The sequence below is a fragment of the Arthrobacter sp. SRS-W-1-2016 genome, from assembly GCF_002009585.1.
In the GTDB taxonomy this organism is placed as follows: domain Bacteria; phylum Actinomycetota; class Actinomycetes; order Actinomycetales; family Micrococcaceae; genus Arthrobacter; species Arthrobacter bambusae_A.
Map to the genome: position 1 here is coordinate 95,203 of NZ_MTPV01000005.1, position 20,760 is coordinate 115,962.

A 20,760-nucleotide genomic window follows, 5' to 3' on the forward strand; every position below is an offset into this window, starting at 1 on the left:
GATCTGTAGGCTCAGCCACATGGAGAATTCAGAGTCGAGGCCCGATACCGAAGTACTCAGTGTCCATGAGTGCTGGAGATACCTCCGTTCCGCCTCCGTCGCCAGGGTTGGCGTGGTCATTGGAGACAGCGCGGAGATCTTTCCCGTCAATTTCCTGCCTGACGAGGGGACGGTAATATTCCGGACCGGCCCGGGGACCAAACTGGACGCAGTCCTGGCCGGGAAAACGATCACCTTGGAGGCCGACGGTTTCAACACCTATGGCACCATCGCTTGGAGCGTCATCGTCAAAGGTCATGCCGAGATCGTCACGAAAGCCGACGAACTTCAGGAGTCCGCAGCAATGGAACTGTCTCCGTGGGAACCTGGCACCAAAGACCATCTGGTCCGGGTCACGCCCGCGGAATTGAGCGGCCGAAGGTTCGTGATCAACGCACCCTCCGAGTGATCGAACCCGCGGGATTCCTTGCCCCGAATCCGACCGTCCCCTCCCTGACCGCACGGGGAACCTGGAGGCGGGGCGTAAGGGACCAAAGACTCTGGGATCTACTCCCCCTGCTCCGCATTCTGGAAGAGTCAGGCCGGTTTCGGCCTGACCGGATCGAAGCAAGGAGGCAGCCATGACGGACTTGATCAGGTGGTTCGATAACCGCCGCTCACCCATTGAAATGATCGAACGGCTTTTCGAAGGTGACGTGGCAGCATCCGGGATCCGGGTCGAACAGTTGGTTGAAGGCACTACCCTGGTGGTTCGCGCCGAACTGCCGGGGATCGATCCCGAGAAGGATGTTGAAATCACGCTTGGGGAGGGGTTTCTTGAAATAAGGGCTGAACGGCAGGAGAAGAAGGAGCAAAAGGACAAGGGCAGCTACAGATCGGAATTTCGCTATGGTTCCTTCGTCCGCAGGCTGCCAGTGCCGGATACGGTCCAAAAGGACGACGTCTCCGCTTCATACAAGGACGGCGTCCTCGAAGTGAGGGCCCCGATTCCGGAGAGGGTCCAATCCTCCCCGGCTCACAAGATCCCGATTACGCGGGAGTAGGGCACACGGTCCTGCCGCCGGGCCGGACCGTGCCTCCGGCTGGCGCGGATCCCGACTGTGACTTTCGGCCCTACAAGCCGCGGCAGCCCCGGGCCACGCTAGCGGGGTACGGATTCACCCTTATCGCGGGAGGAAAGTCATGGGCGGGGAAGCATCCACAGCCAGGATCGTTGTTGGTGTTGACGGATCGGAAGCCTCCGTCGAGGCGCTGAGGCAAGCTCAGAGCCTCGCCGTGCCATTGGGAGCTCAAGTGATAGCAACGGCCTACTGGGAGTTCCCCCAGGTCTACGGCGGCTATGTGGCCATGGGCATCGACGACTTCGAAGAAAGTGCCAACCAGGTCCTCAAGGAATCCTTGGCGAAGGTGTTCGGTCCCGAATTGCCGGACTACGTCGTCTCACGCGTTGTCCGCGGTCACCCACGGGAATCCCTCATTGAAGCTAGCCGGGAAGCCGACATGATCGTTCTCGGCAGGCGTGGCCACGGAGGATTTGGCGGGCTCTTGCTCGGATCGGTGAGTTCCGCCTGCGTCGCCCACGCCCACTGCCCGGTCCTTGTTGTCCATGCTCCGGAAGCGAGCTGAACGGCGCGAGGAGACTCCCGAGGAGAACCAATGTCCCTTCCCGAGATGGATCCGGCCCGCTTCGACGGTGCCCGGCACGTCACGCAGGAGCTTAGCCAGGAGCGGTGCTGGGAGTTGCTGTGCTCACAGGACACAGGCCGCTTCGGCTTCAACTACAAGAACAGAGTGATGATCCTGCCCGTCAGCTACCTCGTCCACGGCCGGGCAATCTACTTCCGCACCTCCGCTGCCGGTACCATCGGCGACGCCGTGCCTCGCCTGAGTTCATCGTTCGAGATTGATGGGACACGGCCCGACCGGAGCGAAGGGTGGTCGGTCCTTGTCAGCGGTCCTTCCTCACACGTGGAGGAGCCGGCCCTGCTGACCTATCTTTGGGGACAGGTCATGGAAGAGCCCTGGGCAGGCGGCCCAAGGAATGACTTCATCCGGATCCACGCTGCGGTAGTGACTGGCCGACACGTGCACCTGGCCTGAATCCGGGTTCGGGCGCCAGGCGTCGACGGCGTCCGCGCTATTTGCTGTTCTTGACCCGGCGTATCCGGGTGATGATGGTGGGGCACGCCAGTTGGGCAAGGACTGCATGGGCGGTTGAGCCCAGCAGGAGACGCTTTAGTCCGCCCTGCCGCGGCTGCCGAGGACCAGCAGCTTCGCTGTCGATGCGGCTTCAGCGAGGGCCTGGGCCGGTGGATCGGTGGCCAGGACTTTGTGGACCACGAGAACGGGTAACCGTCCACGCCGACGACGACTCCGCGGCGGGAGTTCTCCGTCTCTTCTCCGATGACAGCCACAGGGCAGAGCGCTACGGAAGCGATCTGCAGGGCGCGGTCGGTCAGCCGGCCTCCGGGCCTGACATGGGTCCCGGAGCCGATGACCACCAAGGACGCTTTCTTGGATCTCTTGCGGAGGGCGTACCCTGCGGTGCCCGAGATCAATACGGTTCGAACATCAACTGTCGGTTCCACCCCGGCTGCATGGGCTTTGGCCTTGATCAGAAGCTCGGTCGCGGCCTTGTTGGATCCGGTGTCGTTGATGCGGACGACTATTGGCTCTTTCATGGTTCCACCTGAACTACCCGAGCTCCGCGGGTCCAAGCGACGGAGAAGAACTCGGACGCCGTCGGAACCTCAGGGAACCGATACACTTCGAGGCCAGGTACGCCCCGGTGCCCATGATAATGAATCCCGTGATTCCCAAAACCGGGGCCCGGGCCGCGACACCCGTCAGCAGGACAAGGCATCCGACGAGTGCGGTGAAGATGCCGGATGCCACGTGCCTCCCGGCAGCTGGCTCAGTCATCGATCTCATCTTGGACGCGAATTTCGGATCATCGCGTTCCAGTTCCTGGGCGAGCTGTTCCAGGGTCTTCTTTTCGTATTCAGAGAGAGCCATCACGGGCCTCCTTTGCCGGCGTGGGTGGAAACTATCGGTGCTACAGCGGGTTGTCGAGCGGGACTGCTTCGAGATGTTCGGGAACCCTGGCGTTCCAGCCCAGTTCACGTTTGATGCGGCGGCGCAAGGCATCGGAGGCGGCAGGTTCGCCATGGGTGATATAGGTCATCTGCGGTGCCTGGTCCGCTGCGTGCATCCAACGGATGATTTCGTCGGCGTCGGCGTGCGCTGAGAATCCTTCAATGTGTATGACCTCGGCCTGGATGGGGACGTCCTGCCCGTAGATTCTGAGTTCCTTCGCTCCGTCGGCAAGGTCGGCGCCTCGTGTTCCTCCGGCCTGGTAGCCGCTGAGGATGATCGCGTTTTTCGGATCCGGACCATAGGCCTCGAGGTGGTGAAGGATCCTTCCCCCGGTGAGCATGCCACTTGCGGAGATGATGACCATGGGCCCACCCCTCAGGTTGAGAAGCCTGGAATCGTCGGCGGTGCGGGTCATGGTGGCCAGCTTGTACATGTCTTCGAACTCGTCAACGAGGAGTCGGTGTTCCTCGGGGTGCTGCCGGTACATGTAGGAAGCATCGATGGCCATGGGACTGTTGAGGTAGATCGGAATGTCTGGAATGAGTCCGCTGCGGCGGAGCCGGGAGAGATGGAGCATCAGGGTTTCTGCGCGGCCGACGGCGAAGGCGGCGATCATGATGACTCCCCCACGTTTGGCAACGCGGGACACGACCGCGCCAAGCTCGGCCGCCGGGTCCTCATCAGGGTGGCTCCGGTTGCCGTAGGTTGATTCAGTGACAAGAATGTCCGCGGCCTCCAGTTCCCGGGGAGGAAACATGAGAGGATCGTCGGCACGGCCGAGGTCTCCGGTGAAGTGGATGGAGCGTCCGTCAACGTCGACGTGGATCTGGGCTGCACCAAGGATGTGTCCGGCCGGGAGGAAGGTGGCAGCGATGCCACCGCCAAGATCAAGCGGGGCATCAAAGTCCCGGGGCTCGAAAGCATTCAAGGACCTGACCGCATCGGCCGCTGTATAGACAGGCAGAGCCGGAACATGCACCGAGGAACCCCGGTGGTCGGCGTAACGCGCTTCCTCTTCCTGAAGGTGGCCGCTGTCCGGTAGCAGCAGCTTGCACAGTTCACTGGTCCCGCGGGTAGCGTAGACCGGCCCCGTGAAGCCGTCGCGGACCAGCGCCGGAACATATCCGGTGTGGTCAAGATGCGCGTGGGTGAGGAGCACCGCGTCAATGGACCCGGGCGGGACGGGAAAGGGGATCCTGTTGCGGTCGCGGATGCGTTTGTAGCCTTGGAAGAGGCCGCAGTCAACCAAAACGCGGACGCCGCCGGAGTCAATGAGGTAGCGGGAGCCTGTGACAGTGTCCGTCGCTCCCAGGAACCGCAAGCGCGCCTGATGATTGCCGTTCATGATGGTCTCCTCCAAGTTGGACGGATACCGGGCATCCGGCGGCAGTCGGATGCCCGGTTCGCAGTTGCGCGGTTACGCGGCAGGCATCGCGTGGTGGTGTCGGTATTCCTCCGTGCTGGGCTTGATCGCCAGGGCCGTGACAACGAGGGCGACCGCGCCCGGAATCCATGCACTCCACGCGGCACCTGTCATGGAGGCGAAGCCGCCAAGCCAAGGCGCGAGGAGAAGGACGACTGCGAAAAGGGCTTGCGCCCATTCGGCAGCCGGCATCCCGGGCATGGCCAGGTTGGTGATTCCGGCGGCGACGAGCAAAACGCCGACGACCACCATGAAGGCCGTGGACGATCCGCCCTGGGATGTCCACATGACCGATAGTGCGGCATAGGCGCCGGCAGCGATGACCGTCCAGTCCTGCCAACGTGTCCACTTTTTCATCTAGATCGTGCTCCTTTGATGGGTTGTTGCTTTCTGGGTGGCCGCCCCGGTAGCGCCGGAACGGGGATCGGCATGCTCCTTGGCTTCAGGCGCATGGACGACAAGGACGGGACAGTGGGCGTGGGCGACGCAGGCTGCGCTCACGGAGCCCAGCAGCAGTCCGTTGAAGCCGCCGTGTCCGCGACGGCCTACGACCAGAAAAGAGGCGAATCTACTGGCGTCGATGAGCGACTGCCGGGCGGCGCCGAGGACGAGCCTGCTCCGGACGTTTTCGGGCAGTTCCGCACCGAAGGCCCTGGTCATGGCGTCACGAAGGATTTCTGATGCTTGGCGACTGAATCCGTCCGTCCCCATCATTTCGTAGGCCTCATGCCCCACCGGGAAATCCCAACAGATCCAGCCCTCGACGCTGGTTCCCAGCGCCGACGCGAGATGGTGGGCTTGGCGCAGGGCCTCGATGGACGCGTCAGAGCCGTCGACGCCGACGATGATCTTGTCCTGCCGGGATCGCGTGGTCATGGGATTCCCTTCCGTTTCCTGCGCTTTCTCTAAGAATGGGCAGGAAAGTCGCCGCCAAACAGGGCCGAAGGTCATGGAACGTCCCCGGGTCCTTCGGCCCTTGTTCACGGGTTGTGGGCAGTGAACAATGACATAGCCGGGCAACCATGAGGAACCGGCGGGACCGCGGCCTTGAGCTGCCGGACAGGAGGATCATGGAACGCCCCGTACCACCCCAAAGCGACCACGGAGTCGCCGGGGCGCCGCCTATCCGGGTCTACGTCCTTGATGATCACGAGCTTGTCCGCCGGGGACTCGAGGAACTGTTGGAAAGCGAAGGCTTCGTGGTGGTAGGCATGTCCGGTTCCGCGGAAGAGGCGGCCCGGCGGATTCCGGCGTTGCACCCGGACGTGTCGGTGCTGGACGCCCGGTTGCCCGACGGCACTGGCATCGAGGTCTGCCGGGAAGTGCGCTCCGTTGACCCCACGCTGAATTGCCTGATACTGACCAGCTACGACGACGAACAAGCCCTGCGAGGAGCCGTGCTTGCCGGCGCGGCAGGATATGTCTTGAAAGAGATCGGCGGCACCGATCTGCTGGGCGCCTTACGTCAGGCGGCCCGCGGCGAATCCTTGTTCGACGCAGGAGTGAAGGCAAAGATCGTCCAAGGGCTCACGGAACCCCGGCACGTTGATCCCAGAGTCGCGTCACTGACACCCCAGGAACGGCGGGTTCTGGATCTCGTCGGCCAGGGAATGACGAACCGGCAAATCGGGGAACAGATGCTGCTCGCCGAAAAGACGGTAAAGAACTATGTGTCCTCCATGCTGGCGAAACTAGGCTTCGAGCGGCGCACCCAGGCAGCTGTGTATCTTGCCCACGGTACAGGGGCAGACAAAGGAACAACCCGCTGACGGCTCAACGCCGCTGACCCTTCAATGGGCCGGAACCGACCACACCAACGTGGTTCCTTGCTCCGGCACGCTCTTGATGGAGCAAGAGCCGTCCAACTCAAATGCGCGCTGTTCCATGTTCACCAAACCATTCCCGGGAACGGGATCACTGAACCCTCTTCCGTTGTCTTCAATGATGAGGGTCAGCATCCCTCCTTCCAATGAGACTGAAACGCTGATGGCGTGCGCATCCGAGTGGCGGACCGCGTTGCTGAGGCCCTCGGAGATGACCGCGAGCGCGTTGGTGACGGTTCCGTCGTCGAACACCGAATCGACCGCGCCGGTGAGCGTCAGGTGCGGGGCGAATGGCAGTGACCGGGTGGCGTTGCGGACAGCCTGCAATATCCGGCTGCTCAGCAACCCCTGCTCACCGGAACTGGCTTGCAAGGAATAGATCGTGTTTCGGAGATCCCTGATAGTCGCATCCAGTTCCGCCGTGACCGCATCGATCCGGGTCAAAGCGGGTTCGCCTGTCGTAAACCGCCGCAGACTCTGGATACTGAGTCCCGCGGCGAAAAGACGCTGGATGACGACGTCGTGCAGGTCCCGCGCGATGCGGTCCCGGTCCGTGAAGACCACCAGCTGCTCACGGAGCCGGTGGATTCGGTCAAGCTCCAGGGCCAAGGCCACGTGGGAGCCGAAGACGGCCCCCATCTCCACATCGGTCTTCGCGAATGGTCCTGTTCCGCTTGCACGGACCAGAAGCAGGAGTCCATGGTGGGCGCCTTGGGCGCTAAGATCGATCGCCAGGAGCTTTCCCAACGACAAGCCCGCAGGCCCCCCGAGGATGTCGACGTATTCGTCCAGGCAGGCTGGTTTCCCGGTCGCAGCGACTTCCCTGATCTCCGCGGAATCCATGGGAAGGATGCTCCCGGCGAATCTTTCGCTGCCCGCTCCCGCAGCGCCTGCGACGGCATACGAACCCACCCCACCGTCCGGGACCAGGATCAAGGCAAGCTGCGACCCGGACTCGCGCAATGCCTTGTCCGCAATCAGGTCCAGCGTTACCTCGTTAGGCTCTGCCATTCGATCATCGCTTAGCATTCGGCCGGTAACTTCCATGCAGGCCTCAAGCCAGGACGCGCGGCGGCGGGCATCCTCATACAGGCGTGCGTTCTCGATGGCCACACCAGCGGCGGCGGCCAATGCGACGGCAAGATCCTCATCTTCCGGAGTGAAATCGCCGCCTCCTTCCTTTTCGGTCAAATAGAGGTTGCCGAAAACGACGTCGCGAACGCGCACAGGGACACCGAGGAAGGACTTCATGGGCGGATGGTTCTCGGGGAATCCGTAAGATTTGGGGTGCTCGTGAAGATCGTGCAGGCGAAGAGGCGCAGGCTCCGTGATCAGCAGGCCGAGGACACCATGCCCGGTCGGTAGCGGGCCGATACGGCTGGCAAGGTCCTCGTCGATGCCGACCGTGACGAAGTGACTAAGCGACTTGTCCTCGCCAATCACCCCCAAGGCCCCGTAGCGGGCGCGAAGCAACCGGCAGGCCGACGTCACCACCCTGTCCAGCACAGCCTCAAGGCTCAAGTCTTCGGCGACCGCGACAACAGCTTCCAGCAGTCCGCGCATGTGCTCCTGGGCCTCGAGGAGTTCTCCCGCCCTGGACAGAAAGTCCCTCAGCAGGTCTTCGATCCGGATTCCCGGGACGTGCGGGCGATCGGCCCGCACAGGATCTGGAGTAGAGCCGTTCATTTACTGCCTTTCGAGCGGTATTGCCCACACCGGGCAGGTACCCGTGTCGCGCCAAGTGGCACATCCGATGCCAGACTACTACCGAGTCCCGTGTTCGCCCAGATGACCGTGGGGCGAGGGTCTTTGTGCCCTGTTTCCCGCTCATCCCAGGGCGTAGCCTCTGCGACATGACGAACAAGCCATCAACACCGGAGCCAGAGATCCTGCAACCTCAACAATGCTGGGAACTCTTGCGCGGCGTCTCCGTGGGACGCCTCGCAGTGTGGGTCGTAGATCATCCGGACATCTTCCCGGTCAACTACAAGGTCGACCACGGCACCCTCGTCTTCCGCACCGGAGAAGGAACCAAGCTCCACTCGGCCCTGGGCGAAACACCTGTTGCGCTGGAGGCCGACGGCGTCAACCCGGACACCGGGGTGGCGTGGAGCGTGGTCGTGAAAGGGCAGGCTGTTGCCATCAAGCTCACCCAGGAGGTGCTCGATACGGTCGGGCTGCTCCTCTTCCCTTGGCAGGCCGGCCGCAAAGACCACTTCGTCCGCATCGTCCCGACGTCGATTACCGGGCGCCGCTTCACTGTCACCCCTCCCCTGACCTGGTGGAGTCCCCTGGACGACGCCACCCGTGCCGGACTCGAATGATGGGGTGCACGGCGGGCCTAAAGCCCCTAACGACGCCGGACAGCCGCCGGTAGCGTCAGGCTCATGAACCCTCAATCAGCGGATGATATCGAAAGACTGAACCCTGAGGAATGCCTTGAGTTGCTTGGCCAAGCAACCGTTGGCAGGCTGGCCGTGATTGTCGAGGATCATCCGGACATCTTCCCGGTGAACTACATCGTGGACCACGCCTCCATCGTCTTCCGGACAGGGATCGGAACGAAATTCTGGAGCTCGATGCGGGGCCCCTGCGCGCTGGAAATCGACGGCTTCGACGCGGGCTCCGGGAAGGCCTGGAGCGTCGTTGTCCGCGGCCAGGCGCACCTCATCGTCGACCGGGAGGAAAAGTCAGCCGCCGACGCCCTCCACCTCGATCCGTGGCAGCCGGGCAGCAAGAGCCACTATGTTCGCCTCACCTTGGATGCTTTGACCGGGCGACGTTTCAAGACCACCCGACCCGACATCTGGGATACCCCCGTGTGGGATGCCCGCTCCGAGCTTTTCCACTGACTTGCCGTCGATTCCCGGTGCCCTTGAAGGTACCGCGCTTGCACTCTTTGAATGGATCAATCATGAAAGCACTCGTCTATGGCGGACCAGGACAAAAGTCGTGGACCGACGTTCCGGACCCCCTCGTCATCCATCCAACCGACGCCATCGTCCGCATCGATACCACCACAATCTGCGGGACGGACCTTCATATCCTCAAAGGCGACGTTCCGGCCGTTCAGGAGGGACGGGTCCTCGGGCATGAGGGTGTCGGAACGGTCACCGAAGTAGGTTCCTCCGTCACCGGGTTCAGGACCGGAGACCGCGTCCTCGTTTCCTGCATCAAGTCTTGCGGCCACTGCGGCAACTGCAAGAAGGGCCTCTACTCGCACTGCTCCGGGGAGGAGGGCCAAGCCGGAACCGGCTGGATCTTCGGCCATCTCATTGACGGCACCCAAGCCGAGTACGTGCGTGTCCCGTACGCGGATAACTCGCTCTACAAACTGCCCCAAGGTGTCACCGACGACCAAGCCGTCATGCTCTCCGACATCCTGCCCACGGCGTTTGAAATCGGAGTCCAAGCCGGTCGCATCAAGCCAGGCGACGTCGTCGCCGTGGTCGGCGCGGGCCCCATCGGCCTCGCCGCGATAGCCACATCAGGCCTCCACGGCGCCGCCACGATCATCGCCATCGATCCGGACGAAGGGCGCCTTGCCCGGGCCCGGGAGTTCGGCGCAACAGGGGCCGTAAACCCCTCCGGTCCAGCGTGGATCAGCGACGTCATGTCCTACACCGACGGCGCAGGCGTGGATGTCGCCATCGAAGCAGTCGGAATCCCGGATACTTTCGACATGGCCTTGCGCCTTGTCCGCCCCGGCGGGAATGTGGCCAACATCGGCGTGCACGGGAAATCAGTTGAACTGCGCCTCCAGGACCTTTGGATCCGCAACATCAACATCAGTATGGGCCTCGTCAACACCAACACGACCCCGATGCTGCTGAGGCTGGTGGCCCAGCACAAGATCCCCGCCGAGAAATTCGCGACGCACCACTTCGCCCTGGCACAGATCATCGATGCCTACGACACCTTCTCCAGGGCGGCTGAAACACACGCACTGAAGGTCATTCTCAGCCGGGAATCCCACCAGTAGGCAAACACCGGCTGAAGCTCCTTCCCTGAAAAGGCAACCAAGAGCGGCGGTTCCGATGGACACAATCCGGCGTTTTCCGCTGGTAGCCGCCACGATGCTCGCAGGAGCGTGCGTAGGGCTAGTGCTGGGCCTCGGACAGCCGGCCGCGGCACAAACTACAGCGACGATCTATGCCCTGGCCGTGGCCGGATACCGTGCCGTGTCCATGCTGCGGGATCTGTTCCGAGGACGGTGGGGCATCGACCTGCTGGCCGTAACGGCGATCGTCAGCACGCTCGTGGTGGGCGAATACATTGCTTCACTCATCATCGTGCTGATGCTCACGGGGGGAGACGCGCTGGAGGAATTTGCCCACGGACGGGCTACGCACGAGCTGAAAGCCCTCCTTGAGCGGGCTCCCCGGACCGCGCACCGCGAGACCCCGGGCAACCCTGTGGAAGAGGTTCCCGCAGGGAGTGTCCGTGCCGGAGACACGCTGTTGGTCAAACCCTCCGAAATCGTTCCCGTAGACGGACGCCTGCTCTCCCCCGCCGGGACTTTCGACGAGTCCTCCCTGACCGGCGAGAGCCTGCCGGTTGAGCACCAGACCGGCGACCCCCTGCTGAGCGGCGCCGTCAACGGCGAAGAAGCCATTCGCATGGTTGCAAGCGCCACCGCCGCGAATTCCCAATACGGCCGGATCGTGGCCCTCGTCCAAGAAGCTGCGGCGAGCCGCGCCCCCACCGTCAGGCTTGCCGACCGATACGCCGTTCCCTTCACGATATTCGCCTTTCTGCTGGCCGGAATCGCTTGGTACTTCAGTGCCGATCCAGAACGGTTTGCCCAGGTGCTCGTCGTTGCGACACCGTGTCCCTTGTTGATCGCAGCACCTGTGGCGTTCCTTGCCGGTACCAGCAGGGCAGCCCGCTCGGGGATCATCATCAAGAATGCCGGCACCCTCGAACAGCTCGCCCGCGTCAGGACGGCTGTCTTCGACAAGACCGGGACACTCACCCACGGCCGTCCCGCCTTGCACGCGATACAGGTCTCCCCAACCGCCGCCCAAGACCTATCCGCCGCTCGGATACTGCAACTCGCAGCGTCCGCTGAACAGTCTTCCTCCCATGTGCTGGCGGCCTCCGTGATCGATGCAGCACGATCCCGCGGCCTGCCGCTACTTCCGGTCAGCAGCGCCAGCGAGCATGCGACCCAAGGTGTGACGGCTGTCTGCGGGAACCAGACCGTGGTGGTCGGCAAAGCGGCCTTTGTGGGCTCGGCGACGAGCGGATTTGAAAAGGCAGACGTGGCCAGCGGACAACTTGGAATCTACGTCGGCGTGGACGGGCGCTTCGCCGGAACGCTGATCATGAGCGACCCTTTGCGGGTAAACGCGGTGGCTACCTTGGCCGCGCTGCGACGGCTCGGCGTGCGGGAAACCATGCTCCTGACCGGTGATACCCGTTCCACCGCGTCACATATTGCGGCCGAAGCCGGGATAACACGGATCCTGGCCGATTGCCTGCCTGCCGACAAGGTGGCCGCCGTCGCCGAATTGAACGATCGACCGGTCCTGATGGTCGGCGATGGAGTCAACGACGCACCCGTCCTCGCCGCGTCCGACGTCGGTGTAGCAATGGGTGCCCGGGGAGCAACCGCGGCCAGCGAATCTGCCGACGTCGTCATCATGCTCGATGACCTATCCAAGGTGGCCGCTGCCGTCGACATCGGCCGGCACACCATTCACATCGCCCGCACCAGCATCTGGACAGGCATTCTCCTGAGCGTGGGGTTGATGGCGGCTGCGGCATACGGCTTCGTGCCGGCAGTGGCCGGGGCTCTCCTGCAGGAGTTGGTCGATCTCGCGACGATCCTGAATGCGCTCCGGGCCTTGGGGCATAGCCGGATGCCGGGGGTCGAATCGACGGGGCGTGTTCCCCTTGAGAAGCTCCGAAAACTGGACCGTGACTTTCGGCCCTAGCCTGCCAGCCGCCTGCCGGACAGGGTGGAGCAATGAACACAGAACCATCGTCGAATCGGATCATTGTGGGAGTGGACGGCTCCGAGTACTCGTCTGCAGCGTTGCGATGGGCAGGGCGGATGACTGAACGGCTGGACATGCCGCTTGAAGCCATCACATGTGTCGGCATGCCGGATCTCTTTTTTTCTTCGCGCATGGAGCAAGGGATCAGCAAATTCACGAGCGAATTGGAGGAATCCGCGAAGCAATTGGTAGAACAAGCGCTGGATCGGGCTTTTGCGGAGAGGCCCGGAAACCTGAGCATCACAGTCAAGTTCGGGGCACCGGCCAAAGTCCTTGTCGAGGAGAGCCGGAACGCCCAACTCCTTATCGTTGGCCGCCACGGCGTAGGCGGGTTCCTGGGCCAGGCCATCGGTTCCGTGAGCCGGGCGTGCGCGGCACACTCACAGTGCCCCGTGCTGCTGGTAGGCCAAGAGGTTGAAAGTACCTGATGGCGCGGCACGCCCGGCGGCTATTTTGGCAAGGCGGGACGCGTTATCAGCGTCGGGCACCGGACATTGAGTAGCACGTGCTGAGCCACGGAGCCGACCAGCACGCGGGCACCGCCTCTTCCTTTGCAGCCCATGACCAGCAGCCGCGCACGGGCACCGGCGTCCAGGAGCGCTTCCGCCGGCGCGCGCTCAAGGTCCAGGATCTTGAGTATGGCCAAACCCGGGTGCCGCTCCTCCAGGCCCTTGACCGATTTGGACAACAGCGCGTGCCCATCGAGCCCAGATTCTGCAGCCCCGGTCCCGCGCCCCGGTCTCCCTGACGCGGCAGGATCACGGCCGCTACCAGCATGGACGATCACGAGTTCCTGCCGCATCCGCTGTGCCTCGTCAGCGGCACACTCGACGGCGAGCTCGGAGTCCAGGGAGCCATCGACACCAACCACTACGCCGGATGACTCACGCGTTGAACGCGCAGGCACAATGGCGACAGCGCAATGGCTGATGACCGCGATCTGAAAGCTGACGGAACCAAATCCTTCGCCGTGGTTGCCGGGGCGCCTGTCCGTTCCCACGACGACCATTTCCGCGTCCGCAGAAAGCTTGCGCATGGTCTCGGCGGGCTCTCCGGAACTGAGCGTCGTAACTACCCCAAGGGAGGGAAACCGCGCGGTGACCCCTGCTGCCTCGCCTTTCAGCAGGTCCTTGGCTTGTGCGGTCGCGGCGTCGTGGAGAGCCTTCTCCGGGAACGCCCATGGCTCAGGAACGGCATGGACCAGGTTGAGCTGAAGTCCCAGATCCCTGGCCCGTTCGGCGGCCCAGTCCACGGCAGCACTGCCGACCGCGGACCCGTCGACACCAACGAGAATATTCTTCTTCACGAGCGCACGTGCCTTCCTGGAACCAGCGGCAATCTCTCCCCAGTTTCGTCGGCTGCAAAGGTGACATGCAAGGGCCGGAAGACCCTCCCAGCGCACGCAGTTTCCGGGTTATGTTCCCTGAGGGGTATCGCGTTCCAATGCCCGGTACCGCGCTGTCTTCGTGAAAGGACATCGGCGTGCTGATCCTTGTATTGAATCCAGGTTCCTCATCCTTGAAGTACCACCTGCGTCGAATCGGGACATCTGAAGTTAAGCCCGGGATCCTGCTGGAACGGGCCATCGACGGCACGCAAGGGGGCACGCTGGATCCCGTCTTCCTTGGCAACGTGTTCGACGAGATCGATGCCGCCGTCCGGGACATAACGGAGGGGGAACGCCCAGACGCAATCGGGTTCAGGGTGGTCCACGGCGGGGATCGCTTCAGTTCTCCGGTCTGCGTTACCCGGACCGTCCTGGATGCCATCCAGGAACTGGGTGAGTTTGCGCCGCTCCACAACGCGGCAAGCGTGGCGTGCATGCGTGCCGCGTCCGCCCGTTGGCCGAGCACGCCGCAGGTAGCCGTTTTCGACACGGCCTTTCACCGTACGATTCCCGACCATGCCTCCCGGTACGCCGTCCCGGAGGAGCTCCATACGAAATACGGGATCAGGCGCTACGGTTTCCACGGGATCTCCGTGGAGATGGTTTGCCGCGATACAGGGACGTATCTCGGGGTCCCGCCGGGCTCGTTGAATGCGGTAGTGGCGCACCTTGGCAACGGCGCCTCGGTTACCGCTGTTCGGGAGGGCCGCAGCGTGGACACATCCATGGGCATGACCCCCCTGGAGGGGTTGGTCATGGGTACCCGGTCCGGTGATCTTGATCCGTCCATTGTCACGCTGTTGCAGCGCAGAGGCCTTGGACCGGACGAGATCGATGACCTCCTCAACCATCAAGCAGGTCTGCTGGGCCTGACCGGATCAGCCGACATGCGCTCAATCCAGGACGGTGTGCGGCACGGGAATCCCCGTGCGATCCTCGCCTCGGACATGGCCGCTTACCGGCTGGCCAAGTACATCGCGGCCTACAACATGGTGGTCGGCGGGGCCGGAGCCTTGGTCTTCACCGGCGGTATCGGCGAACATTCCGGTGAGTTCAGGTCCCAGGTCATCTCGCTGCTCGGACCCCTCGGCCTCTTCATCGACAAGGTCAGGAACCGCTCTGACGAAACCGGCGTCCGCATCATCAGCACCGACGGATCAAGGTTTCCTGTCCTGGTCGTCCCGAGCGACGAGGAACGGGCTATCGCGGAGGCGACAGCCGCCGTCGTTCTTTCGGATGATCCGGCGTGTCAACGGGCCGCCGCTATTGACCCTTAGGCCGCCGACGCACGGGACGCCTTGGCACAACCGCGACAACCGGTGCGCTGAAGCGGGCGGCGCGGCGGGAGATGTGGTGGCTAGCCGGCCGACGCCGGATCCGCGTCGGCACGCCCGGCAACTGCTGCGCGGCGCGGGAGAAGAACAAGCTCTTGGCGAATTCCACCATGACCATGTAGATGACCACCATCCCTAGCAGAGCGAGGAAGAACGGCACCGGCAAAGGATCGAAGCCCAACAGGCCCGCCAGCGGTGACAGTGGCAGGAAAATCCCCGCGGCCACCACGCCCAAGGATGCACTCAGCAGGCCAACGGAAGGACGGCTTCGCAGGAACGGGACCCGCCGGGTCCTGATGGCGAAAATGATGAGTGTCTGCGTGGCGATGGATTCGATGAACCAGCCCGCCCTGAACTCCCCCGGGACGGCGTTGAAGACAAAAAGCATCAGCGCGAAGGTCGCAAAGTCGAAGATTGAGCTGATCGGCCCGAAAAGGAACATGAAGCGCCGGATGAAGGCGATGTTCCAGTGCGAGGGTGCCAGCAGCTGTTCCTTGTCCACGCGGTCGCCCGGGATGGCCAATTGGCCGCTGTCGTAGAGCAGGTTGTTGAGCAGGATCTGCCCCGGCAGCATGGGCAGGAAACTCAGCACCACCGACGCCGTGGCGGCACTGAACATATTGCCGAAGTTGCTGGACGTTCCCATCAGCACGTATTTGATGGTGTTCGCGAAGATCCTCCGGCCCTCCATCACGCCCTCGGCAAGGACGCCCAGGTCCTTTTCCAAAAGGACCACATCGGCAGCGTCCTTGGCGACGTCCGTGGCGCTGTCCACGGAGATCCCGATGTCCGCTTTGTGAAGGGCCAGGGCGTCGTTGACGCCGTCGCCCATGAAGCCCACTGCTCCGCCGCTTTGGCGGAGCAGGGTGATGATCCGCGCCTTCTGTTCGGGCGAGACACGCGCAAAGATGGTGGCTCGCCGGGCGGCGGCGGCCAGCTCGGTATCGGACAGAGCGTCAACGTCCGCGCCGACAAGCGTTCCACCGGAAATCACGCCGAGCTCGGAACAGACTTTTTCGGCGACTTTGGCGTTGTCTCCGGTGGCGATTTTCACGGAGATGCCCAGCGTGGCCAGCCGTTCGAGTGACTCTTTCGCGTTCGCTTTGGGGCGATCGAGGAAAACGAGGAACCCTGCGAGGACGAGGTCCTTTTCGTCGGGAGGCGTGATCTTGCTCAGCCCCGCGGCGGGGCGGGTAGCCACCGCGACGACGCGCGATCCGGCGTCGAACTGTTCATCCAGCATGGCCTGGACATTCGGCGGCGTCCGCCCGCAGAGGGCGAGGACGTCTTCCGGGGCGCCCTTGGTAACCAGACGTGCCGGGCCGCCGGCTTCCCGCACGAGGACGCTGGTGCGGCGGCGCTGGTGGTCGAAGTCGATCAGGTCGAGGCGCTCGAAGCGGGCGGGATCAAAGGCTGCGGCCCCGGTGCTTTCCCACAGTGCAGCGTCGAGCGGGTTCTGCCCGGCCGTGGATTGCTTGGCCTCGGCATAGTCGGTTTCAGTGGCCAGCAGACCCAAGGTGACGAGTTCGACGTCGGACACTTCCGGTGAGGCGGGCAGCGCTCCGGTGAAACTGATGCGTCCCTCAGTGAGGGTGCCGGTTTTGTCGGTGACCAGGATGTCCATGTCACCCAGGTCCTCGATGCAGACCAGTCGTTTGACCAACACTTTCCGCCGGGCCAGCTGGCGGGTGCCGGTAGCGAGGCTGGTGCTCACGACGGCGGGCAGCAGCTGCGGCGTGATGCCGACGGCGATTGCGAGGGAGAACAGCAGCGACTCGACGAGCGGGCGCTGCAGCAGCAGGTTCGCGATGAAGATCAGCGTGGTGAGCCCGATAGCCACCTGCAAAAGCAGGAACGAGAACCGCTTCAGCCCGAGCTGGAATTCGGTCTGGGGCTGGCGTTCTCCCAGGCCCAGCGCGATACGGCCGAATTCGGCGCGGGCCCCGGTCGCTACCACGACGCCCGTGCAGCCGCCGGACTGGATGACAGTTCCCATGAAGATGCAGGAGGCGAGGTCGCCCAGGGACGAGCCGGGCGCCACAGGAGCCGGATCCTTCCCGGCTGGCAGGGACTCCCCCGTCAGGATGCTTTCGTCGCAGAGGAGGTTCTTGGTGCTGAGGAGGCGGATGTCGGCGGGGATGATGGCGCCCAAACTAAGGTGTACGACGTCGCCGGGCACCAGACCGGTGACGTTGACGTCCTGCGTGGTTCCGTCGCGCAGCACAGTGGCGCGGTGGGTCACGCGGGAGTGCAGGGCTTCGGAGGCGCGTTCGGCGCGGAATTCGTTGGTGAAGCCCAAGCCCACGCTGACCAGGAGGATCACGCCGATCACGATCGAATTGGTGGCATCGCCCAGGAACAGGGACAGGCCGGCCGTGATGATCAGCAGGATGAGGATGGGACTGGCGAACTGCCGCCCCAACACCGCCCAGCCGTTGGCCCGGTGGGTCCGCACGGCGTTCGGGCCGAGTTCTGCAAGGCGCGCGGCGGCTTCTTGGTTTGGCAGGCCGGTTGGGTCGGAGCCGAGGTGTTCGAGCACTTGGTCGAGAGGAAGGCATGCGGCCTCGTTGATCGGCAGCTGGATTGAGTGCCGTTCCTTGACGTTGATATCTGACATGCCGTATCCGTTCGAATGCGTCGACTGAGGGAGTCGCCCCGGGATAAGGGTAAGGCTTTGGGAAAGGTACTTGGAGCCCGCGCGTGCTCTAGAGGAGATCCGTCTGCATGGAGACTGCCACAGCGGCGCAGCCTAGGGCCCTATGGCCCTAACCGCCCCGGCCGTGCATCTGACACCGTGAAGACCAGAACAGCCCAGGCACCACAGACGCGTGCATTCGGCACGCCGTCGACCCCGGAAGAGGCAAACCCATGGAAACCGGAACCTCCGTTACGGAAGCGTCGAGCGAGGACTTCGAGCTACTGAACCGGTACTGGTCCGCAGCCAATTACCTTACGGTGGCCCAGATTTACCTCCAGGAAAACCCCCTGCTGCGGGAGCCGCTGCTCCCCCACCACATCAAGCCCCGGCTCCTTGGGCACTGGGGAACCAGCCCCGGATTGTCGTTGATCTATGCCCACTTGAACCGGCTCATCAGGCGGACCTCAGCGGAGGTCCTCTTCGTTGCGGGTCCGGGCCATGGCGGTCCCGCCGTCGTCGCGAACCTCTATCTGGAGGGAACCTACTCGGAGATCTATCCCAAGGTGGGGATGGACCTCCAAGGACTCCGGCGTCTTGTCCGGCAGTTTTCGACGCCGGGCGGGATCGCGAGCCATGTTGGTCCGGCCACTCCCGGTTCCATCCACGAGGGAGGCGAGCTTGGCTACTCCTTGATGCACGCCACCGGCGCGGCCATGGACAACCCCGGGCTGATCGTCGCTTGCGTCATCGGCGATGGCGAAGCCGAGACCGGCCCGTTGGAAGCATCATGGAAAGCGCCATCCTTCCTCAATCCGGCCCGGGACGGCGCCGTGCTGCCGATACTCCACCTGAACGGGTACAAGATCTCTGGCCCCACCGTTCTCGGCCGGAGATCTGACGAGGACGTCGAGGCGCTGCTCAGGGCCCATGGCTGGGATCCGGTGACGGTTTCCGGCGACGATCCCCGATTTGTCCATCGCGCCCTCGCCGCAGCGATGGACGGGGCGTATGGGAGCATCCGCGAACTGCAATCCACGGCCCGCAGCCAGGGCGTGCACGGCCCGGCGCCGTGGCCTGCCATCATCCTGCGGACGCCCAAAGGGTGGACCGGGCCAGCCGTGGTGGACGGGGTCCCCGTCGAAGGAACCTTTCGCTCGCACCAAGTGCCCTTGGCAAACGTCCGCGAGAATCCTGAACACCTGGCCCAGCTGGAGGCCTGGATGCGCTCGTACCGGCCGGAATCCCTCTTCGACAACACAGGCCGGTTCGTCACCGAATTGGCCGCGCTTGCTCCGGAGGGCAGCCTCCGCATGGGCGCAGCCCGTGCAGGCCGGGGCGGGACCGGGACTGCCCTTGAGATCCCCGAGCTGGAACGGTACGCGGTGCCGGCTTCCCCGCGGGGATCGAGCATCCACGAGACCACCAGGCCCCTGGGTGAACTGCTCCGGGACATCTACATCGCTACGGCCGACCATCCCCGGTTCCGGCTCTTCTGCCCTGACGAAACCAACAGCAACCGGCTCGGGGCTGTCTTCGAGGCCACCGACCGCTGCCTCCTGGAACCGGCCAGGGCCTTCGACCATGCCCTGGCCGAAGACCATGTCGCGCCGGGCGGCAGGGTCATGGAAGTCCTCTCCGAACACCTGTGCCAGGGCTGGCTGGAGGGATACCTCCTCACGGGCCGCCATGGACTCTTCGCTAGTTATGAGGCCTTCGCGATGGTCAGCGCGTCGATGACCGTCCAACACGCCAAATGGCTCCAGCATGCGCGGGAACTTGAATGGCATGCCCCCGTGCCGAGCCTGAACATTCTCCTGACCTCCACCTGCTGGCGCAACGACCACAATGGCTTCAGCCACCAGGGGCCCGGACTGATCGACACGGTGCTGTCCCTGTCAGGGACGGTCACCCGCGTCTACCTGCCACCGGACGCTAACACCCTCCTCGTCACCGCCGACCACGTCCTGCGCAGCAAGGACTACGTCAATCTGGTGGTCGTGGACAAACAGCCGCACCCGCAGTACCTCACCCTGGAGGAGGCAAGGCGCCATGCCGCGGCAGGAGCGTCCATTTGGTCTTGGGCCGGGAACGAGCAAACCGACGGCGCCCGGGCAGTGCCCGACGTCGTCCTGGCCTGCGCGGGGGACATCCCCACCCAGGAGACGCTGGCCGCAGCCTGGTTGCTGCAAGAGCATCTGCCCGCACTCGTGGTCCGCGTTGTCAACGTCATGGATGCCATGATTTTGCCGCCCCGGGACACCCACCCCCACGGCCTGTCCGGTGAGAAGTTCGAAGAACTGTTCACGGCAGACGGAGAAGTCATCATGGCCTGGCACGGCTACGCCCGGGCTCTGCACCAACTCCTGCATGGAAGACCCCGCCCGGAGCGGTTCCACGTCCGCGGCTATAACGAACAAGGCACCACCACCACCCCCTTCGACATGGTGGTCCTGAACAAGATGAGCCGCTACCACCTGGTCCTCGAAGCGCTGCGCCGTGTTCACCGGCAAGTCATGGGCGCGGATGAACTCGTCGACTTCTGCCGCAGGCAGCTGGATGCGCACACGCGCTACATCCTGGAGCACTTCGAAGACCTCCCGGAAATCCGGGACTGGGTCTGGACACCGCCCGTTCCCTGACGTCTGTGTGAGAGGCGGTCATTCTCGGCGCCTGAGAGCAGCCCGGCGAACCGTGAGTTCTGTTTCGTCGATCTCTCCCCGGGCGAACCGCTCATTGAGGATACGCTCGGAATCATCGGGTGGCCCTTGGAAACCCCGTCCGACCGAGTGGTTTCCCCGCAGCAGGAGGACCACCAAGGTGGCAATGCCACCCCAGACCAACAACATCATCAGCCCCATGACAATCCAGCCGCCGGTGCCGAAGTTTCCACCCCATCCCCACATCATGGCCAATCTCCCTTTGAATTCGATTGCGTACCTGCATCCAGTGTCGCCCGTTTCTGATCCCTCCCACAGGGCATTTAGTCACACCGCCGGGTCTTTCGGCCCTACAGCAGGAGAAGGGCGCTCAATAGGCTGCAGGGAGTTGCGGGTCTTC

Annotated in this window: 21 protein-coding genes; 12 read left to right on the forward strand and 9 right to left on the reverse strand. The window is 63.7% G+C overall.

Annotated elements, in window-relative coordinates; genetic code table 11:
- Nucleotides 1-19: 19 nt before the first annotated feature.
- From BMF89_RS01190 to BMF89_RS01205, 4 genes are all read left to right on the forward strand, one after another.
- A complete protein-coding gene (locus BMF89_RS01190; protein WP_078105258.1) occupies nucleotides 20-448 on the forward strand; it encodes a pyridoxamine 5'-phosphate oxidase family protein in 429 nt (142 codons plus the stop codon).
- A gap of 172 nt (nucleotides 449-620) precedes the next feature.
- On the forward strand, nucleotides 621-1,043 hold the full coding sequence (locus BMF89_RS01195; RefSeq protein ID WP_078105259.1) for an Hsp20/alpha crystallin family protein: 423 nt from the start codon (nucleotides 621-623) through the stop codon (nucleotides 1,041-1,043).
- Nucleotides 1,044-1,182: 139 nt separating this feature from the next.
- Nucleotides 1,183-1,626, forward strand: coding sequence for a universal stress protein (locus BMF89_RS01200; protein WP_078105260.1), 444 nt, complete (start codon nucleotides 1,183-1,185; stop codon nucleotides 1,624-1,626).
- Between the two features lie 30 nt (nucleotides 1,627-1,656).
- Entirely contained in the window at nucleotides 1,657-2,100 is a 444-nt protein-coding gene (locus BMF89_RS01205; RefSeq protein WP_078105261.1) for a pyridoxamine 5'-phosphate oxidase family protein, read from the forward strand.
- A gap of 37 nt (nucleotides 2,101-2,137) precedes the next feature.
- Here BMF89_RS01205 and BMF89_RS22680 read toward each other — a convergent pair whose 3' ends face one another.
- The 5 genes from BMF89_RS22680 to BMF89_RS01230 form a co-directional block, all read right to left on the reverse strand.
- Nucleotides 2,138-2,284, reverse strand: a complete 147-nt coding sequence (locus BMF89_RS22680) for a universal stress protein (RefSeq protein WP_366214753.1) — start codon at nucleotides 2,282-2,284, stop codon at nucleotides 2,138-2,140.
- 410 nt (nucleotides 2,285-2,694) lie between these two features.
- The gene (locus BMF89_RS01215; protein ID WP_171983362.1) at nucleotides 2,695-3,015 is read right to left on the reverse strand and encodes a DUF3040 domain-containing protein; all 321 of its coding nucleotides are present in this window, start codon (nucleotides 3,013-3,015) and stop codon (nucleotides 2,695-2,697) included.
- Between the two features lie 40 nt (nucleotides 3,016-3,055).
- Nucleotides 3,056-4,441 (reverse strand): MBL fold metallo-hydrolase, encoded by a 1,386-nt coding sequence (locus BMF89_RS01220; RefSeq protein WP_078105263.1) that lies wholly within the window; start codon nucleotides 4,439-4,441, stop codon nucleotides 3,056-3,058.
- Nucleotides 4,442-4,513: 72 nt separating this feature from the next.
- Nucleotides 4,514-4,876, reverse strand: a complete 363-nt coding sequence (locus BMF89_RS01225; RefSeq protein ID WP_078105264.1) for an SPW repeat protein — start codon at nucleotides 4,874-4,876, stop codon at nucleotides 4,514-4,516.
- Nucleotides 4,877-5,395 carry a universal stress protein gene (locus BMF89_RS01230; RefSeq protein ID WP_078105265.1) on the reverse strand — a complete coding sequence of 173 codons (519 nt, stop codon included), beginning with the start codon at nucleotides 5,393-5,395 and terminating at the stop codon, nucleotides 4,877-4,879.
- A gap of 194 nt (nucleotides 5,396-5,589) precedes the next feature.
- Between BMF89_RS01230 and BMF89_RS01235 the strand changes: the two genes are divergently transcribed.
- A complete protein-coding gene (locus BMF89_RS01235) occupies nucleotides 5,590-6,288 on the forward strand; it encodes a response regulator transcription factor (protein ID WP_078105327.1) in 699 nt (232 codons plus the stop codon).
- 21 nt (nucleotides 6,289-6,309) lie between these two features.
- On the opposite strand, the gene BMF89_RS01240 is transcribed toward BMF89_RS01235, so the two are convergent.
- The gene (locus BMF89_RS01240) at nucleotides 6,310-8,028 is read right to left on the reverse strand and encodes a GAF domain-containing sensor histidine kinase (RefSeq protein WP_078105266.1); all 1,719 of its coding nucleotides are present in this window, start codon (nucleotides 8,026-8,028) and stop codon (nucleotides 6,310-6,312) included.
- A 167-nt stretch (nucleotides 8,029-8,195) separates the two neighbouring features.
- Between BMF89_RS01240 and BMF89_RS01245 the strand changes: the two genes are divergently transcribed.
- The 5 genes from BMF89_RS01245 (at nucleotide 8,196) to BMF89_RS01265 (ending at nucleotide 12,772) form a co-directional block, all read left to right on the forward strand.
- On the forward strand, nucleotides 8,196-8,666 hold the full coding sequence (locus BMF89_RS01245; protein WP_078105267.1) for a pyridoxamine 5'-phosphate oxidase family protein: 471 nt from the start codon (nucleotides 8,196-8,198) through the stop codon (nucleotides 8,664-8,666).
- Between the two features lie 63 nt (nucleotides 8,667-8,729).
- On the forward strand, nucleotides 8,730-9,194 hold the full coding sequence (locus BMF89_RS01250; RefSeq protein WP_078105268.1) for a pyridoxamine 5'-phosphate oxidase family protein: 465 nt from the start codon (nucleotides 8,730-8,732) through the stop codon (nucleotides 9,192-9,194).
- 62 nt (nucleotides 9,195-9,256) lie between these two features.
- Nucleotides 9,257-10,324, forward strand: a complete 1,068-nt coding sequence (locus BMF89_RS01255) for a zinc-dependent alcohol dehydrogenase family protein (protein WP_078105269.1) — start codon at nucleotides 9,257-9,259, stop codon at nucleotides 10,322-10,324.
- Nucleotides 10,325-10,379: 55 nt separating this feature from the next.
- Complete coding sequence (locus tag BMF89_RS01260) at nucleotides 10,380-12,281, forward strand: heavy metal translocating P-type ATPase (protein ID WP_078105270.1); 1,902 nt, start codon at nucleotides 10,380-10,382, stop codon at nucleotides 12,279-12,281.
- Between the two features lie 32 nt (nucleotides 12,282-12,313).
- A complete protein-coding gene (locus BMF89_RS01265; RefSeq protein ID WP_078105271.1) occupies nucleotides 12,314-12,772 on the forward strand; it encodes a universal stress protein in 459 nt (152 codons plus the stop codon).
- Nucleotides 12,773-12,792: 20 nt separating this feature from the next.
- On the opposite strand, the gene BMF89_RS01270 is transcribed toward BMF89_RS01265, so the two are convergent.
- A complete protein-coding gene (locus tag BMF89_RS01270) occupies nucleotides 12,793-13,650 on the reverse strand; it encodes a universal stress protein (protein WP_078105272.1) in 858 nt (285 codons plus the stop codon).
- A gap of 176 nt (nucleotides 13,651-13,826) precedes the next feature.
- On the opposite strand from BMF89_RS01270, the gene BMF89_RS01275 reads away from it, so the two are divergent.
- Complete coding sequence (locus BMF89_RS01275) at nucleotides 13,827-15,008, forward strand: acetate/propionate family kinase (RefSeq protein WP_078105273.1); 1,182 nt, start codon at nucleotides 13,827-13,829, stop codon at nucleotides 15,006-15,008.
- Here the strand turns inward: BMF89_RS01275 and mgtA are convergent.
- Nucleotides 14,995-17,682 carry a magnesium-translocating P-type ATPase gene (gene mgtA / locus BMF89_RS01280; RefSeq protein WP_078105274.1) on the reverse strand — a complete coding sequence of 896 codons (2,688 nt, stop codon included), beginning with the start codon at nucleotides 17,680-17,682 and terminating at the stop codon, nucleotides 14,995-14,997. The genes BMF89_RS01275 and mgtA overlap by 14 nt on opposite strands.
- 251 nt (nucleotides 17,683-17,933) lie before the next feature.
- On the opposite strand from mgtA, the gene BMF89_RS01285 reads away from it, so the two are divergent.
- A complete protein-coding gene (locus tag BMF89_RS01285) occupies nucleotides 17,934-20,342 on the forward strand; it encodes a phosphoketolase (protein WP_078105275.1) in 2,409 nt (802 codons plus the stop codon).
- Nucleotides 20,343-20,360: 18 nt separating this feature from the next.
- Here the strand turns inward: BMF89_RS01285 and BMF89_RS01290 are convergent, their stop codons facing one another.
- Nucleotides 20,361-20,609, reverse strand: a complete 249-nt coding sequence (locus BMF89_RS01290) for an SHOCT domain-containing protein (protein WP_139359494.1) — start codon at nucleotides 20,607-20,609, stop codon at nucleotides 20,361-20,363.
- Between the last annotated feature and the right edge of the window lie 151 nt (nucleotides 20,610-20,760).

Excerpts from the sequence above, each read along its gene's own strand:
- BMF89_RS01190 (WP_078105258.1), top strand. The coding sequence starts at position 20 with ATGGAGAATTCAGAGTCGAGGCCCGATACCGAAGTACTCAGTGTCCAT.
- BMF89_RS01195 (WP_078105259.1), top strand. The coding sequence starts at position 621 with ATGACGGACTTGATCAGGTGGTTCGATAACCGCCGCTCACCCATTGAA.
- BMF89_RS01200 (WP_078105260.1), top strand. The coding sequence starts at position 1,183 with ATGGGCGGGGAAGCATCCACAGCCAGGATCGTTGTTGGTGTTGACGGA.
- BMF89_RS01205 (WP_078105261.1), top strand. The coding sequence starts at position 1,657 with ATGTCCCTTCCCGAGATGGATCCGGCCCGCTTCGACGGTGCCCGGCAC.
- BMF89_RS01215 (WP_171983362.1), bottom strand. The coding sequence starts at position 3,015 with ATGGCTCTCTCTGAATACGAAAAGAAGACCCTGGAACAGCTCGCCCAG.
- BMF89_RS01220 (WP_078105263.1), bottom strand. The coding sequence starts at position 4,441 with ATGAACGGCAATCATCAGGCGCGCTTGCGGTTCCTGGGAGCGACGGAC.
- BMF89_RS01225 (WP_078105264.1), bottom strand. The coding sequence starts at position 4,876 with ATGAAAAAGTGGACACGTTGGCAGGACTGGACGGTCATCGCTGCCGGC.
- BMF89_RS01230 (WP_078105265.1), bottom strand. The coding sequence starts at position 5,395 with ATGACCACGCGATCCCGGCAGGACAAGATCATCGTCGGCGTCGACGGC.
- BMF89_RS01235 (WP_078105327.1), top strand. The coding sequence starts at position 5,590 with ATGGAACGCCCCGTACCACCCCAAAGCGACCACGGAGTCGCCGGGGCG.
- BMF89_RS01240 (WP_078105266.1), bottom strand. The coding sequence starts at position 8,028 with ATGAACGGCTCTACTCCAGATCCTGTGCGGGCCGATCGCCCGCACGTC.
- BMF89_RS01245 (WP_078105267.1), top strand. The coding sequence starts at position 8,196 with ATGACGAACAAGCCATCAACACCGGAGCCAGAGATCCTGCAACCTCAA.
- BMF89_RS01250 (WP_078105268.1), top strand. The coding sequence starts at position 8,730 with ATGAACCCTCAATCAGCGGATGATATCGAAAGACTGAACCCTGAGGAA.
- BMF89_RS01255 (WP_078105269.1), top strand. The coding sequence starts at position 9,257 with ATGAAAGCACTCGTCTATGGCGGACCAGGACAAAAGTCGTGGACCGAC.
- BMF89_RS01260 (WP_078105270.1), top strand. The coding sequence starts at position 10,380 with ATGGACACAATCCGGCGTTTTCCGCTGGTAGCCGCCACGATGCTCGCA.
- BMF89_RS01265 (WP_078105271.1), top strand. The coding sequence starts at position 12,314 with ATGAACACAGAACCATCGTCGAATCGGATCATTGTGGGAGTGGACGGC.
- mgtA (WP_078105274.1), bottom strand. The coding sequence starts at position 17,682 with ATGTCAGATATCAACGTCAAGGAACGGCACTCAATCCAGCTGCCGATC.
- BMF89_RS01285 (WP_078105275.1), top strand. The coding sequence starts at position 17,934 with ATGGAAACCGGAACCTCCGTTACGGAAGCGTCGAGCGAGGACTTCGAG.
- BMF89_RS01290 (WP_139359494.1), bottom strand. The coding sequence starts at position 20,609 with ATGATGTGGGGATGGGGTGGAAACTTCGGCACCGGCGGCTGGATTGTC.